Source organism: Pseudomonas sp. PDM04 (genome assembly GCF_014851765.1).
Classification (GTDB): domain Bacteria; phylum Pseudomonadota; class Gammaproteobacteria; order Pseudomonadales; family Pseudomonadaceae; genus Aquipseudomonas.
In genome coordinates this window covers 916,652-931,237 of record NZ_JACVAI010000002.1, presented here as the reverse complement: position 1 = coordinate 931,237, position 14,586 = coordinate 916,652, and the positions used below count along the sequence as shown (strand labels likewise).

The 14,586-nt window shown below is 63.4% G+C and carries 13 protein-coding genes; 2 read left to right on the top strand and 11 right to left on the bottom strand.

The window, feature by feature from the left end; all coding sequences use genetic code 11:
- Positions 1 to 69 precede the first annotated feature (69 nt).
- Positions 70 to 900: a DUF2242 domain-containing protein gene (locus IB249_RS11210; RefSeq protein WP_192304523.1), complete on the top strand. Its 831-nt coding sequence runs from the start codon at positions 70 to 72 to the stop codon at positions 898 to 900.
- A gap of 348 nt (positions 901 to 1,248) precedes the next feature.
- Here the strand turns inward: IB249_RS11210 and IB249_RS11205 are convergent, their stop codons facing one another.
- Together IB249_RS11205 and IB249_RS11200 are read right to left on the bottom strand one after the other, a co-directional pair.
- On the bottom strand, positions 1,249 to 2,289 hold the full coding sequence (locus tag IB249_RS11205; RefSeq protein WP_192304521.1) for an AraC family transcriptional regulator: 1,041 nt from the start codon (positions 2,287 to 2,289) through the stop codon (positions 1,249 to 1,251).
- Positions 2,290 to 2,292: 3 nt separating this feature from the next.
- Positions 2,293 to 3,417, bottom strand: coding sequence for a carbon-nitrogen hydrolase family protein (locus tag IB249_RS11200; protein WP_192304519.1), 1,125 nt, complete (start codon positions 3,415 to 3,417; stop codon positions 2,293 to 2,295).
- Positions 3,418 to 3,810: 393 nt separating this feature from the next.
- On the opposite strand from IB249_RS11200, the gene IB249_RS11195 reads away from it, so the two are divergent.
- A complete protein-coding gene (locus tag IB249_RS11195; RefSeq protein ID WP_192304517.1) occupies positions 3,811 to 4,818 on the top strand; it encodes an Ldh family oxidoreductase in 1,008 nt (335 codons plus the stop codon).
- Between the two features lie 124 nt (positions 4,819 to 4,942).
- Here IB249_RS11195 and abaF read toward each other — a convergent pair whose 3' ends face one another.
- The 9 genes from abaF to IB249_RS11150 form a co-directional block, all read right to left on the bottom strand.
- The gene (gene abaF, locus IB249_RS11190) at positions 4,943 to 6,340 is read right to left on the bottom strand and encodes a fosfomycin efflux MFS transporter AbaF (protein ID WP_192304515.1); all 1,398 of its coding nucleotides are present in this window, start codon (positions 6,338 to 6,340) and stop codon (positions 4,943 to 4,945) included.
- A 73-nt stretch (positions 6,341 to 6,413) separates the two neighbouring features.
- The gene (locus tag IB249_RS11185; RefSeq protein WP_192304513.1) at positions 6,414 to 7,331 is read right to left on the bottom strand and encodes a dihydrodipicolinate synthase family protein; all 918 of its coding nucleotides are present in this window, start codon (positions 7,329 to 7,331) and stop codon (positions 6,414 to 6,416) included.
- Between the two features lie 127 nt (positions 7,332 to 7,458).
- A complete protein-coding gene (locus IB249_RS11180) occupies positions 7,459 to 8,487 on the bottom strand; it encodes a trans-3-hydroxy-L-proline dehydratase (RefSeq protein WP_192304511.1) in 1,029 nt (342 codons plus the stop codon).
- A 133-nt stretch (positions 8,488 to 8,620) separates the two neighbouring features.
- Positions 8,621 to 9,343, bottom strand: a complete 723-nt coding sequence (locus IB249_RS11175) for an amino acid ABC transporter ATP-binding protein (protein WP_192304509.1) — start codon at positions 9,341 to 9,343, stop codon at positions 8,621 to 8,623.
- Positions 9,336 to 9,986 (bottom strand): amino acid ABC transporter permease, encoded by a 651-nt coding sequence (locus tag IB249_RS11170; protein WP_192304507.1) that lies wholly within the window; start codon positions 9,984 to 9,986, stop codon positions 9,336 to 9,338. Before IB249_RS11170 ends, IB249_RS11175 begins: the two co-directional genes overlap by 8 nt.
- Before the next feature lie 10 nt (positions 9,987 to 9,996).
- Positions 9,997 to 10,662 carry an amino acid ABC transporter permease gene (locus IB249_RS11165; protein WP_192304505.1) on the bottom strand — a complete coding sequence of 222 codons (666 nt, stop codon included), beginning with the start codon at positions 10,660 to 10,662 and terminating at the stop codon, positions 9,997 to 9,999.
- The gene (locus IB249_RS11160; protein ID WP_192304503.1) at positions 10,655 to 12,430 is read right to left on the bottom strand and encodes an aconitase X; all 1,776 of its coding nucleotides are present in this window, start codon (positions 12,428 to 12,430) and stop codon (positions 10,655 to 10,657) included. Before IB249_RS11160 ends, IB249_RS11165 begins: the two co-directional genes overlap by 8 nt.
- A gap of 10 nt (positions 12,431 to 12,440) precedes the next feature.
- Positions 12,441 to 13,259 carry a transporter substrate-binding domain-containing protein gene (locus tag IB249_RS11155; protein WP_192304501.1) on the bottom strand — a complete coding sequence of 273 codons (819 nt, stop codon included), beginning with the start codon at positions 13,257 to 13,259 and terminating at the stop codon, positions 12,441 to 12,443.
- Positions 13,260 to 13,490: 231 nt separating this feature from the next.
- Positions 13,491 to 14,240: an AraC family transcriptional regulator gene (locus IB249_RS11150; RefSeq protein ID WP_192304499.1), complete on the bottom strand. Its 750-nt coding sequence runs from the start codon at positions 14,238 to 14,240 to the stop codon at positions 13,491 to 13,493.
- Positions 14,241 to 14,586: the final 346 nt, after the last annotated feature.

The following is a 14,586-nucleotide window of genomic DNA, read 5'->3' as shown; positions in this document are numbered from 1 at the left end:
TAATCGATGCGACGCTAAGCAACGATCTGTTGCACAATACGCGTCGGACCGTTTTCATCAGGATGCTCAATGTTTAAATCATTTCCCGTACGGGTTGTCGGGCTGGCGTTGGTGCTGGCCGCCGCAGCCGGATGCTCGTCGAAGAAAGCCGCCATCTATGAGCATGAGAACTTTGATGATTCCGGTACCTTTTCGCGTAACTACCCGGTCACCGACAAGCAGAGCTGCGAAGCCGCCCGGCGCGCATTGCTCAGTCAGGGCTACATCATCACCAGCAGCGATCCGAAACTGATTGCCGGTCACAAGAGCTTCCAGCAGACCGGCGAGACGCACATGGAGATCAGCTTCAGCGTGGTGTGTGCCGACGACGGCAGCGAAGGGCATCACGCGACCATGTTCGCCAACGCCCTGCAGGACAGCTACGCACTGAAGAAGACCAACAATTCCGCCAGCCTGGGCGTGGGCGTGCTGGGGTCCGTGTCGATGCCGATTGGCTCGTCGGACGATTCGATGGTCAAGGTGGCGAGCGAGACTGTCTCGTCGGCCAAGTTCTACGAGCGCTTCTTCGCCCTGGTCGAGTTGTTCCTGCCGGCTGAAGCGAAGAAAGCCGCGCACATCGTCGAGAAGCCGAAAACCGATCTGGGTATGCCTGAACCCCAGGCTGCCCCGGCCCCCTTGGCGCCAGCGCCGGCACCTGCTGCCGAACCGACCCCGGCCCCGACCCAGGAGTCTGCTCCGGCAGCGACCCCGGAGCCCGTCTCGCAACCGGTTGCAGCGCCACCTGAGCCCGCCCCGGTGACCCCGGCGCAAAGTACCGAGCCAGCCCCGTCGTCGGAAACCGTCACGCCACCCCCTCAGTCGGACCTGCCGCCACCGAGCGAACCGATTCCCGCCCTGTGATCGGCCGGTCGAGTTGGCCCGCCGTTCCGGGATCGTCTGGCGGGCCAGCGATCCCGGCACGCGTTCAGGCTTGATGCTGGTCAAGCCCGGCCCATTCCCGCGCTCTGTCGTGAAAAAATCCTGTGATAAATTCCTGACTCGCTGCTACGTTTTATTCAGTAGCGACGAAGCGTCGCGTGCGTCATTTTTCTTTCACGCAGGCACTTTATGCTCAAGAGACTGGTCAGTTGATCAGGTTATTTATCAGGAGGATTCGAAATGGACGATTATCAGGAAGAGCTGCTCGAGTACCAGGCGTTCGAACTCGACCCACTGGAGCCGGCCGAAGACGCTACCGAGCTGTAAGCGTCAGGCGGACTGGCGGTGACTGCGGCGGAACTCGCCGGGTGTCTGACCGCTCCAGCGTTTGAATGCGCGTTGAAACGCTTCGGCTGAGGCAAAGCCCAGCAGGTAGGCGATTTCACCGAACGCCAGTTCGGTATCGCGAATGTAGGTCATGGCCAGGTCGCGACGGGTGTCGTTGAGAATGGCGCGAAACTGCGTACCTTCCTCGGCGAGTCTGCGACGCAAGGTCCAGGTGGGCAGCTTCAGGCGTGCCGCCACTTCTTCCAGGTCGGGTTCCCGACCGCCATTGAGCAACGGGCCCAGTAACTGAGTGATGCGTTCACGCAGGCTGCGGGTGCGTGTCAGTTGCTCCAGTTCCCGTTCACACAATTGCAGCAGGTGTCGCCAGGTACTGGGGCAGTGCACCGGGTTGCGCTGGGCGAGGGCGGCCAGGCCCAGGCGCAACTGGTTCTGTTCGGCGTCGAACTGGATCGGACAATCGCCCAGTGCGGCATAGGCCTCGCGGTAATCCGGTTCAGCGAATTCGATCTCGATGCGTTCGGCGCGCAGCGGCGTGGCGCTGACGCTGGACAATTGCTGCAACCAGCCGGCGATGATCGAATCCACCACGAAGCGGTTATAGGCGTTGTACGGGCTGATGGAGTAGAAGCGCAGCCAGGCCCCCTGGGCGTCTTCATGAAAGCTCGATTGGCCGCGGTAGTTTGAGCCGTACAGGGCTTCGAAACGAATCAGGCAACGTGCCGCTTCCCGAACCGTCGGCGCCTGGGCGGCGGTGACCCCGGCCAGACCCGCCTGGCTCAGGCGACTGAGCTGGCCCATGCGCAAGCCCAGCCCCGGGTTGTCGGTCAGCTGAATGGCGCTGTGACCCAGGCGCATGTAGCGGGGGATCGACAGGCGCGCGCAGGCTTCGCCCAACCGGGCCGGGTCCAGGCCGTATTGCTCGAGCAACGGCTGCGGGTCGACGCCGTGGCTGCGTACCGCATCGGCCAGGCTGTGAACAAAGCCGACCGAGAGGTCGCCCAGGCGCATCGGTGTAGGTTTCATCGATTACAGCCACAGGTTCAGCAAACGCGCACCGCGCACGGGGTCGCTGGCGAAATGCTGTCCATTGCGGCTGAGGAAACTTTGCCCGGCGCTGCCCTGGTCCCAGAACTGTCCACGCAGGAACACGCTCATGCCCGCGATGGCCTGGCTGCCCGGTTGCGTGGTGAGTGTGAGGCGGTGCCAGGCCTGGCCTTCACTGACTTCGCCGGCCTTGAGGCTGACAGCGGCGGAGGTCAGGTCCTTCAAACCGCGCCAGGGCTGATCCCACGTTCCGCGCCCGTTGACGAACGCTGGCACGGCCACCAATTGTGCGCCCTGAGCGTCGAGCTGGCGGTAGTTGTCCGGGTACCAGCTGTCGCGCCCGATCAGCACGCCGAGGCGCCCGGCGGGGGTATCGATGACCGTCAGCGATGGTTTGCCAGGGGGCGTTGTCTCATCGTTGCGGGCGAACACCGGGTGCATCTGGCGCTGGGGTTGGCCAATCGGTACACCGTCGCTGCCAAACACGATGCTGCTGTTGTACAGCGCGCCTGGGCCGACTTTCAGGGTGCCGTCGATGACACTCGGCTCGGGCAGCACGATGGAGCCGGCGACCAGCGTCACATGAAACTCTTTCGCCAGGCCACCGAACAGCGCCTGGTAATCCTTGGCCATGCCTTTGGCTTTCATGCGCAAGTGCGCATCATCCAGGCGGTTTTCACCGCGGGCGCTGATCAGGGCGCGCAGGAACTTCACGGGGTTGCTCACCGCCAGCCAGTTCATGGCTTCCTTGATGGTATTGGCCTGGTACAGCTCGTCTTTTTCACCGCTGACCATCAACCAGGTGCCGATGTGTTCGGGCAGCACGACGATGGTTTTTTCGTTCAGCAGGCCCTGCGCCTGGGCTTTTTGCAGATAGGCCGCGAGTTTGCGATGCAGGCGGTCGGGGCTCTGATAGTCGGTGGGAAACAGTTCCGGCTGGATGCCCAGCAGGTTGCCACGGTCGGCAGGCGTGCCCTGGTCGATGGCCAGGTCGATCCGCAGGTCCGACAGGTAATGGCCTGCCGGGCGATCCGCAGCCCACATGGCGTAGGTCGTCAGGACGGCGATCAACGCCATGGAGAACGTCAGGTACAAAAGTTTGCGCATGGGAAAACAGTCGACAGCCGTGTACAGGGTGGATGATTTGGCATTCAGCGTGGGTTCGAGGCTACGGTAAAACAACGGCTTAGGGGGAGATCCAGCCCTGTTTTTTTCATTTTTTTGTTGTGCGTGCACATTCCGTGAACGACCGGAATCCAGTGTGGGAGCGAGCCTGCTCGCGATATCGGCTGTACAGGCACTGCGATGCTGGCTGTCAGCCCGCTAGCGCGAGCAGGCTCGCTGCCACCGATGGTTTCAGTCGTTCGCACACCGGTTCAGTGAGGGCGCTGCTGCGGCTTGATCGCCAATGTGCTGAATTCGTCACTGTCCCTGCCTAAAGCGATCAAGCCGCAGCGCGGCGAGTGAGCCAGTCTGGACGGTCTGTTCAAGGAGTGGATTATGATCCGACTGACCCTGGCCGAGGCTCGCGAGCTGGCCGAATCGATCTTGCTGCACAACGGTTTCAACCTTGCCCACGCCCAGGCCGTGACCGCCACGGTGATTGCCGGCGAGCGCGATGGTTGCGCCTCCCATGGCCTGTACCGGGTGCTGGGCTGCGTGAATTCGCTCAGGGCGGGCAAGGTGGCGGCCGCTGCCGAGCCGCAGGTGATCGATCAGGCGCCGTCGATCGTGCGTGTCGATGCCGCCGGCGGATTCTCGCAGCTGGCGTTCCAGGCCGGGCTGCCGTTACTGATGGAGAAAACCCGGGCCAACGGGATTGCCGCGCTGGCGATCAACCGCTGTGTGCATTTTTCGGCGCTGTGGGTCGAGATCGAGCAACTGACCGCCGCCGGGCTCGTGGCCCTGGCCTGCAACCCCAGCCATGCCTGGGTCGCGCCGGCGGGTGGCCATCAACCGGTGTTTGGCACCAACCCCATTGCGTTCGGCTGGCCGCGTCCGAGCAAGGAACCGTTTGTCTTCGACTTCGCCACCAGTGCGATTGCCCGGGGCGACATCGAACTGCATCGACGCGCGGGCAAGTCGATTCCCGAGGGCTGGGGCGTCGACGCGCAGGGGCAGCCGAGCACCGATGCCAACGTGGTGCTCGATGCCGGCGCGATGCTGACGTTCGGTGGGCACAAAGGCTCGGCGCTGGCGGCCATGGTCGAACTGATCGCCGGGCCGTTGATCGGCGACCTCACCAGTGCCGAATCACTGGCATACGACGCTGGCAGCAAGTCGTCGCCTTACCATGGCGAACTGATCATCGCTTTCGATCCACAGCGTTTTCTCGGTGAGGCCAGCGGGCATCACCTGGCACGGGCCGAAGTGTTGTTCGAGAGCATCCAGGGCCAGGGCGCACGGTTGCCGTCGCAGCGGCGGTATGAGGCGCGCGCGCGCAGCCTGGTGGAAGGCGTGCAGATCCCCGAGGCGTTGTATCACGATCTGCAGGCGATGCTGGGATAGGACAGCCGGGAGGAGAAGAGAGCGCCACCGATTGGCAGTGGCTGGCGCTCAGGCAGACTCCTGCGATGAAGGCATGTGGTATCGGCTGCGGGAGCCTGTGAACCGGCTCCCGCAGGGTTGCACGTCAGGCCAGCGAACCGTCCGGGCGGGTGGCACCCGCCGCGTTGCCGTTGACGGCGGCGACGCGTGCGGCGGACTCGCTGTCGACCAGATGCAGCGACTTGCCACGGGTTTCCCGGGTCAGGCCGACGGCGACGATGGAGATCAGCGAAGCGGCGACCAGATACAGCGCGATGGGCGTCGAGCTCTGATACTTGTTGAGCAGGGTGATGGCGATCAGTGGCGCGAGGGAGCCGGCGAAGATCGGCGCCACCTGGTAGCACAGCGACAACGCGGTGTAGCGCACGTGGGTCGGGAACATTTCGGCCATCAACGCCGAGTAGGGCGCGTAGGTCATCGACTCGATGGCCAGGCCCAGGGTGATGGCGGCCATGATCCACCAGGCGTTGCCGGTGTCCATCATCGGGAAGCCGACGAAGCCCCAGAACGCCGTGAGCACCGCGCCGGTCAGGTACACCGGTTTGCGCCCCACCAGGTCGGACAGGTAGCCCATCAGCGGGATCATGAAGAAGTGCAGCAGGTGGGCGCCGAACATCAGCAGCAGAATCTCCGTCGTGTCCTTGTGCACCACCAGTTTCAGGTAGGTGATCGAGAACGTCACGACGGTGTAGTAGAGGATGTTTTCGGCGAACCGTGCGCCGATGCCGACCAGCACCGAGCGCCAGTGGTGGCGCAGCACTTCGACGACGCCCAGTTGCTGTTGTTTTGTCTGCGCCTGACGGGCCTGGGCTTCCTTGAAAATCGGCGCGTCATCGACGCTGGTGCGAATCCAGTAGCCGATCAACACCACGACCGCCGAGAACCAGAACGCCACGCGCCAGCCCCAGGCGAGGAAGGCTTCCTCCGACAGGTTCGACGACAACAGCAGCAAGGCCACCGTCGCCACCAGGTTGCCCGCCGGTACTCCGGCTTGCGGCCAACTGGCCCAGAAGCCCCGGCGGTTGTCCGGGCAGTGCTCGGACACCAGCAGGATCGCACCGCCCCATTCGCCACCGAAGGCGAAGCCCTGGATCAGTCGCAGCAACACCAGCAGCACCGGCGCGGCGTAGCCGATTTCGTTGAAGCCGGGCAGGCAACCCATCAGGAAGGTGGTGATGCCGACCACCACCAGGCTCAACTGCAGCAGGCGCTTGCGCCCGAACTTGTCACCGTAGTGACCGAACACCAGGCCGCCCAGCGGGCGGGCGAGGAAGCCCACGGCATACAGGGCAAAAGCGGCGATGATGCCGTCGATGGCGCTGCCGGTCTGGCGGAAGAACAGCTGGCCGAAGACCAGTGCCGAGGCGGTGCCATAAAGGAAGAATTCATACCATTCGGCGACGGTGCCGGCCATGGCGGCGGCCACGACACGCTTGAGTCCCGAGGGTGTGGTTGCGCTTGAGGCGTGTTGAGTGTTGGGCATGCTGACGTTTCCTGTAGCGGCGCAAAAAAACAGGCAACCGGGCCGGGTCCGCGAGGACCCGCCCGGCAATCACTCAGAGACCGACGTCCGGCAGGTGCGGACGGTTGGCCAGAGCCTTGGCCATGATCTGCTCGACGAACACGCGATCGGCTTCCGGCAGGGCCAGGCGTGGTGGGCGGGTCAGCGCGCTGCCTCGACCGGCGATGGCTTCGCACAACTTGATGCATTGCACCAGGTCGGCACGGGCGTCCAGGTGCAGGATCGGCATCAGCCATTCGTAGATCGGCATGGCTTCGGCAAAGCGACCGGCCTTGGCCAGGCGGAAGATGGTTTCGCCTTCTTTCGGGAACACGTTGGACATGCCCGATACCCAGCCTTCAGCGCCCACGGCGATGCTTTCCAGCACCACGTCGTCGAGGCCGGCGAACAGCACGAAACGGTCACCCACTTCATTGCGTACGTCGATGAAGCGGCGGGTGTCGCCCGAGGAATCCTTGAAACACACCACGTTGTCGCAGTCGGCCAGGGAAATCAGGATGTCCGGGGTCACGTCGTTTTTGTAGATCGGCGGGTTGTTGTAGACCATCAGCGGCACGTCGGCGTTTTTTGCCACGTAGCGGTAATGCTCGGCGGTTTCGAACGGCTTGGAACCGTAGACCAGCGCCGGCATCAGCATCACGCCATCGACACCAACCTTGCGCACCGAGTTGGCCACCTTGGCCGCTTGCACGCTGGTGAACTCGGCCACGCCGCAGATCACCGGCACACGACCGCGCGAGGCATCGACCGCCACTTCGGTCACAGCGATTTTTTCTTCAGCGGTCAGCGAGGTGTTTTCACCGACCGAGCCACACACCACCAGCCCCGACACGCCGTCACGAATGACGTTGGAAATCACCTCGTGGGTTTTTTCCAGGTTGATCGAGAAGTCGTCGTTGAATTGAGTGGTCACGGCAGGGAAGACGCCACTCCAGTTAATACGCTTGCTCATTGTTGCCTCCGGGTTTGTTAATTGTATTTCGTATACGATATTTAAAATGAAAAGAATCGGCTAGTGCTATTTCGGTTTTTTCAGGATTTTCGTGGGCCGTCGGTCCGGCTGAGCAGCGCGGCTGCGTTCAGGCGCCGGGCCAGGTGTCCGAGAGCCGGTAGCCTTGAGGCCATGGATCGCTCGGGTCGAGCAGCAACTGGTGAGTGCCGGTGACCCACGCCCGCCCGGAAATGCACGGGTAGATCGCGGGGCGGCCCGCCACTTCGGTCAGCGAGTCAATGCGGCAGTGGAATTCGGAACCGATGATCGAGCGACCGATGAAGCGATCCCCCACCTGCATCAAGCCCTTGGCCTGCAACACCGCCATGCGTGCCGAACAACCGGTGCCAGTGGGCGAGCGGTCGATCTTGCCCGGTTGAATCACCACCGCGTTGGCGCCGGTGGCGATGCCGTTCTCGTGGACCAGGGGCGCCGCGATCTGGCAGAAAGAAATGTGCGACCACTCCGGGTTCAGCGGGTGGGTAAAGCCCAGTTGCTCATTGGCAGCACGGGTGATTTTCAGCCCGACCGCCACCAGGTCGGCGGCTTCATCGGGGCGGATGGCGAAGCCCAGGCCCTGGGCATCGACGATGACGAAACTGTCGCCGCCATAGGCGGTGTCGACCTTGAGTGCACCGAGCCCTTCCACCTCGATCCAGGCGTCCAGGCGATCGGCGAAGGACGGCACATTCTTGACCTCCACCCGCTCGACCTTGCCATCACGGCAATCGGCCACGGCTTCGATGAGGCCTCCCGGCGCTTCAAGCACCAGCCGGGTCTGCGGCTCGGTCATCGGCAGGATGCCGGTGTCGAGCAATACCGTGGCCACGCACAGGGAATTGGAGCCGGACATCGGCGGTGTGTCCGCCGGCTCCATGATGATCCAGGCCATCTGGGCGCGCGGGTCCTTGGCCGGTACCAGCAGGTTGACGTGGCGGAACACGCCGCCACGGGGTTCGTTGAGCACGAAGTTGCGCAGGGTTTCATCCTGCGCGATCCAGCGCGACTGTTCCCACACGGTGGCGCCGGGCGGTGGGGCGACGCCGCCGACGATCACGTCGCCGACTTCCCCTTCGGCGTGGCAGCTGACGACGTGAATCACTTTCGATGAGCGCATGGTTTGCTCCTTGGGTTGTCTGTTTGGGCGCTATCGCGAGCAGGCTCGCTCCCACAGGTCTGCTGTAAATCGGAAATTTCGATCCCACCGCAGATCCATTGTGGGAGCGAGCCTGCTCGCGATGGTGTCACCGCTATTTCACCGACTTGAGAAACGCCGCCGTCTCGGCGTGCACCGGGTTGCCGATGACCTGGTCGGGCGCGCCGATCTCATGCACCAGACCGTTGCGAAAGAACGCCACGCGGTCGGACACGTCCCGGGCAAAACGGATCTCGTGCGTCACCAGCACCATGGTCATGCCGTCTTCGGCGAGCATGCGCATGGTGTCCAGCACTTCGCCGACCAGTTGCGGGTCGAGGGCCGAGGTGGCTTCATCGAACAGCATGTAGTCCGGCGACATGGCCAGGGCGCGGGCGATGGCCATGCGCTGTTGCTGGCCGCCCGAGAGCTTGCCGGGGAACACTTTGAGCTTGTCGCCCAGGCCGACATGGGTCAGTTGTTGCACCGCCAGTGCCTCGGCTTCGGCCTTGCTCTTGCCGAGCACCTTGCGCGGCGCCAGCATCACGTTTTCAAGGACGGTCAGGTGCGGGAAGGCGTTCCATTGCTGGAACACGATGCCGATCTTCTGCCGCAGGCGGTTGAGGTCGGTGCCACGCTGGTGCACTTCGACACCGTCCACGCGGATGCTGCCTTTCTGGATCGGCTCCAGGCCATTGATACACATCAGCAGGGTGGACTTGCCCGAGCCGGAGCCACCGATGATGGAGACCACTTCGCCCTTGTTCACCGTCAGGCTGACACCCTTGACCACGTCGAGGTCGCCAAAGGATTTGTGTACGTTGTCGATCTCAATCATTTTCCTGCCACCTTGTTTCCAGACGAGCGCCGAGGCGTGCGACCACCAGGCTCATGACGTAGTAGATGAGGCCCGCAATGCACAGCACCAGCAGCGGTTCCTGGATGCGGGTCACGATGGTTTGCGAGGCGCGCAGCAATTCGACGATGCCGATCCACATCACCAGCGCGGTGTCTTTCATGACGCCCAGGACCAGGTTCAGCCAGCCGGGAAACGCCACCCGCGTGGCCATCGGCAGGACGATCCAGCGCAGGTCCTGGAAGAAACTCATGCCCAGCGAGCGGCTGGCCCGGCGCAGGGTCAGCGGCACCGAGAGCACGCCGCCGCGCACGATCTCGGTGAAGTACGCGGCGGCGTAGACCCCGAGCACGATGCAGCCGACGCTGAAGGCGCTGATGTTCAGGCCGGCGATGCTCTTGAGCGAGTTGAACAGCACGAACTGGATCAACAGCGGCACGCTGCGGAACACGTCCAGCACCCAGGCCAGTGGCAGCGTGGCCCGTGGCAACAGGGCACGCAGCACACCGAAAAGCAGTCCTGCGAACGTGCCAAGCAGGATGGCCCAGCAGGTCAGTTGCAGCGTGACCCAGGCGCCGTTGAGCAGGAACAACAGATCGTTCCAGGTAAAGCTGGTGGAAAGCATGGTCACGTCCTCAGTAACGGAACAACCGCCAGGCCATCAGCCGGGCCGTCGCGACAATCGCCTTGGCGATCAGGTAATACAGCACCGCGGCGATGGTGAAATATTCGAAGGTGCGGAACGTCTTGACGTTGTAGTCCTGGGTCACGCCGGTAAGGTCGTTGTTGAGCCCGACGATCACGCCCAGCGAGGTCATCAGCACCGCCCAGACCATCTGGTTGCTCAGGGGGTAGAACACGATCCGCAGCAGTTGCGGGACGATGATCAACCGGTAGGCCTGGAAGGCACTCATGCCCAATGAGCGCGCCGCGCGCACTTGCGTGCCGGGCACCGCCTTGAGCCCGCCACGGAAGTTTTCCGCGAGGTAGCCTGCGTTGTTGAAGGTGATCCCGGCGAGCAGGGCGATCCAGGAACTGACGTGCAGGCCCAGTGAGCCAAGGCCGAAGTACAGGATGTAGATCTGGAAAAGCGACGGAGTGTTGCGGGCGATCGAAACCCAGCCGTTGCCGATACCGCGCAGCAGCGGCTGCCTGGTTTCGCGCATGACCGTCAGCGCCAGGGCGATCAGCACGCCGAAAATCATCGACAGCGCGGCAGTCTCGAACGTGATCCAGGCGCCGGCGAGCATGTCCGGCAGGGCGCGCAGGGTGGCGCGCCATTGGAAGGTGTAGTCAAACATGCGCAGGGCTCTCCATCGGCAGGGCGGGTTGCAGCCAGGTCGGCAAGCGTCCGCTGGCGGCGCCAGTGCAAGCGGCGTCGACACATTCGGCGAGGCTGGCGAAGTGCACCGCGCGCCCCACCAGACCCGGTGCGTAGTGGGCGTATTTGCCCGAGTTGGTCATCAGGGTTGTGGCGCCCGGCGGGATCACCGGTTCACCGAGCATGCACCAGCAGGTATCGGTCACCAGGGTCGCGCCGAACGCTTCGATGGCAACGAGGTGCCCGGCTGCGCGGGCCTGTTCCAGCACCGCGCGACCGCAGGTAATGGCCAGCCCCACATCGGGGTGTTTGCTGCGGCCACGACACAGGCGGGCGAGGTGGGCGAACTCGCCAAGTGAAAAGTGCGGGTTGCCCAGGGACACGATGCCGACCTGCAGGTCCTGGGCACTGTTGAGTTCGCGCCAACTGAGCAACAGGTCCTGCAACCGGATCTTTTCCACAGGCAGTGGCGTGTCCGCTTCCAACACCTGTGCCGGGTCCAGGGCTTCCGGAGTGACCCCGGCGATATGGAACAACGGTGCGGCGGATGTGGTGGCGAACGCCGCGCCGAAGGCTTTCAGGTCGTCGAGGTTCGGCGCGCGCTGCTCCAGCCCGAGCACCAGCGGGATCCGGCTGCCGGCGAGGGCACCGATGTGGTAACCGAGCAAGGGATAGAACGCATCGTCGAGTTCACTCAACGGCGGTAATTCGATCAGCAGTTGCGCCTTGCGGTGCGTGTCCAGGTGACAGCCGATCAAGGGCGCGCGGCCGGTCAGAGCGATGCAGATGTCCAGGTAGTCCGGGTATTTGAGGGTCCGTGCGCCGAGCACGCTGTTGGCGTAGACCACCGCATTGGATTCGGCCCAGACGATCTGCTCGCCGGCCTGGGGCGCGCTGTCGAGCAGGTAGGGGGCGCAGGTAAAACTCAGCTGTGCTCCCATCGCCATGTACGCATCGCCCAGGGCACTGGCCGGTTCGCCGAGCGCCGGGTCGATGCCCAATTCGCGCCAGCGACGCTGGTCCACGGAAATCGAATTGAGGGTGGTGGGAACGCGAACCTTCGCGCCCCACTGCACCAGTCGTTCGGCAAAGTTCAGGCTCGCAGGCCCGGTGTAGATGCAGCCGTCGATGTGCGCCTGGGTGATATCCATCAGGCGCGGCGCGCCTTGCAGTTCGGCCATGCGCAAGACGATCTGCATCGCCATCTGCGCGGCTTTGCCGTGCGCGCCGTCGAGCAGTGCACGGTCGAGCGCGCTGAGTTCGAGCACCTCGCGGGGTTCGTCGGTCGGTGGCGCAGCGGTTGCTTGCCAGGTATCGACGGGCACCTGATCGAACAGGCTCAGCGCCGTATTCTCGAGGCGGGCATAGACTTTGCCGCGCAAGGCGGCGAAGGCCTCCCGGCCGATGCACAGCACCGGCAGGGAACGCCCGAAAATGGTCTGCGCCACCAGCACGCCCAGGGTCAGGATTTCATCGGCTTCGGCCAGTACCAGCGCGGCCGGTGCATGGCCGTTGCTGATCAGCTCCATCAACACGCTGCTGCCGGTGCATGAACCACGGCCGCTGGGAATGGCCAGCACACGCCCGGCCAGGTGTTCGCCGCAGAGCGGGTGGTGACGGTCGATCACCTCACCGCTGCAGGGGTCGACTCCGCCCCAGAAACTCAGCCCGACATCGGCGAACAGCAAGGCGCCCTGGGCGCTGCCCGGGATCAGGCTGCGACCTTTGAGAGCATTGGACCCAGGCATGCCGGACACCTTAGTAGTAGACCTTCGGCACGGTCAGGTCGGTCGGCGGGATGTCAGTGCCGACCCATTTGGTGAACAGCTCGTTGTAGCGACCGCTGCGCACCTGCTGGTTGACGAACAGGTTGAGGTAGTTGAGCAGGCCATACTCATTGCGATTGGCGCCCAGGGACACGTAGTCGATGGTGTAGGGCGCATTGCCGGCGATCTTCAGGTTCTTGTATTTGCCCGACTTGATCGTTGCCGCCGCAACTGTGTTGGTCACGACGGTGGCGTCTATGTGGCCCTGGGCGACCGCCAGCAGGGTGTCGTTCTGCGACTGATAGGCGCGGAAGGTGCCGCTGCCCCATTTCTTCACGTCGGCTTCCAGGGCGATGGCTTCAAAGGTGCCGCTGGTGTTGCCCAGCGCTTTGCCCTTGATGTCGTCGAAGCTGTTGATGCCGGTGTTGTCGCGGGTCAGCACAACCATCTGGAAGGCAAAATATGGCACGGTCAGGCCAACGGTCTTGGCGCGTTCGAGGGTATCGGAAGTGGACGCGACGATCACGTCGGCCCGCCCGGAGACCAGCGCCGGAATACGGTCCGGGAACGGCGTCTCGACCACTTCTGCCTCGACCCCGAGGATTTTCGCCAGGTCGTTGCAATAGTCCACGTCGAAACCGGCCGGGTTGTTGCTGGCGTCGCGAAAGCCCATGGGCGGGAAGTCCAGGGTGACGGCGCAGCGCAGCTTGCCCGAGCCGATGATGTCGTCGAGCTTGTCGGCCTGGGCGGTGGCGATGAAGGAGGTACTGAGAACAGCGCTGAGGGCTACGGCAAATGCGGGGTTTTTCATAGAGGCCTCGTGATCGGAAAGTGCTGTTAGATATCGTATCGAGGATTTCGTATACGATATTAACTGTTAGCAAGCAGCGTGCCGAAATGGCCGTTTCCAAGCGAAAGGCCAGCAGCCCGCGAGTCAGGGCGGTTGTCGCAAAAACGAGGGAGACTGTCGGTAGGAAGGGAGAGGAGGAAGGTGTTACGGAAGGGAGCACGGCCAATGTGCAGCGCCCCTTAACGGAACATTTTAACGGCGACCTTCGCGATACTGGCTGGGAGAGAGGCTGGTCAGGGCGCGGAATTGGCGACTGAACGCACTGTGGTCGGTGTAACCGCAGCGCAGGGCGATGTCGGTGATGGGCAGGTCGGTGTCCAGCAGCAGTCGCGAGCCTTCTTCCAGGCGCGACTTGTGGATCATCTGTCGGGGCGTGAGCTGGAACACCCGTTTGCAATGGCGCTCCAGTTGCGCCACGGAGAACCCGGCGATGGCGGTCAACTCGGCGAGGCTGATCGGGCGCGCGAAATGCCGGCGGATGTGCGCGTCCACCGCAGCCAGTTTCTGGAAGGCTGGATGATTGGACTGCGGCAGTTGCAGGTCGCGGGAGATCCCGGCGAGGCCGACGATCTGCCCCTGTTCATTGTGCAGCGCGAGTTTGTGGGTCAGGCACCAGACCGGCTGGTTGCCCAGGTACAGATGCAGTTCAAGTTGGTCGACCAGCTCGCGGCCGGTGGACAGCACCCGCCGATCCTGTGCGGTGTACAGCGGGCCATAGCGCGCCGGGAACACCTGGTCGGCGGTCAGACCGAGCAGGTCTTCGCGCTGTTTGAAGCCGCAACGCAAGGCCAGTGTCTGGTTGACGAAGACGTAGCGCGCCTCGCTGTCCTTGATGAAAAACGCCACGTCCGACAGGGTGTCGAGCAGTGTGGCGATCGGTTGCAGGCTGCTCAGCAGCGTGGGCAGGTCGCAGGGTTTGAAGGCAGTGAGTGACGGGAACATAGGGGGGAGGGGCCTGGTGGGCGACGTTGGGATCATAATGACTCGGCGTCGTGGCTGGAACCCTTGGGGTGGTCGCTTAACTCAGTGGGTTGTGTCTCCCATTGTGGGAGCGAGCCTGCTCGCGATGGCAGTGGTGCAGTTGACCTCGGTTTGTTGGTGTACACGATCCTTGTGGGAGCTGGCTTGCCAGCGATGGCGGCCTTATAGCTGACGCTGCTTTTTCGGGTGTACACAATCCCCTGTGGGAGCGAGCCTGCTCGCGATGTCGGTTTGTCTGTCGACCATGTTCTTGCTGGTGTACATATCCGTTTCTGCGGTAACGGCCGCCTATGGTTCCGCTCTTACA

Coding starts and splice junctions, on each gene's coding strand:
- IB249_RS11205 (WP_192304521.1), bottom strand. CDS start 2,289: ATGAAACCTACACCGATGCGCCTGGGCGACCTCTCGGTCGGCTTTGTT.
- abaF (WP_192304515.1), bottom strand. CDS start 6,340: ATGCCCAACACTCAACACGCCTCAAGCGCAACCACACCCTCGGGACTC.
- IB249_RS11195 (WP_192304517.1), top strand. CDS start 3,811: ATGATCCGACTGACCCTGGCCGAGGCTCGCGAGCTGGCCGAATCGATC.
- IB249_RS11180 (WP_192304511.1), bottom strand. CDS start 8,487: ATGCGCTCATCGAAAGTGATTCACGTCGTCAGCTGCCACGCCGAAGGG.
- IB249_RS11200 (WP_192304519.1), bottom strand. CDS start 3,417: ATGCGCAAACTTTTGTACCTGACGTTCTCCATGGCGTTGATCGCCGTC.
- IB249_RS11160 (WP_192304503.1), bottom strand. CDS start 12,430: ATGCCTGGGTCCAATGCTCTCAAAGGTCGCAGCCTGATCCCGGGCAGC.
- IB249_RS11150 (WP_192304499.1), bottom strand. CDS start 14,240: ATGTTCCCGTCACTCACTGCCTTCAAACCCTGCGACCTGCCCACGCTG.
- IB249_RS11185 (WP_192304513.1), bottom strand. CDS start 7,331: ATGAGCAAGCGTATTAACTGGAGTGGCGTCTTCCCTGCCGTGACCACT.
- IB249_RS11155 (WP_192304501.1), bottom strand. CDS start 13,259: ATGAAAAACCCCGCATTTGCCGTAGCCCTCAGCGCTGTTCTCAGTACC.
- IB249_RS11165 (WP_192304505.1), bottom strand. CDS start 10,662: ATGTTTGACTACACCTTCCAATGGCGCGCCACCCTGCGCGCCCTGCCG.
- IB249_RS11210 (WP_192304523.1), top strand. CDS start 70: ATGTTTAAATCATTTCCCGTACGGGTTGTCGGGCTGGCGTTGGTGCTG.
- IB249_RS11175 (WP_192304509.1), bottom strand. CDS start 9,343: ATGATTGAGATCGACAACGTACACAAATCCTTTGGCGACCTCGACGTG.
- IB249_RS11170 (WP_192304507.1), bottom strand. CDS start 9,986: ATGCTTTCCACCAGCTTTACCTGGAACGATCTGTTGTTCCTGCTCAAC.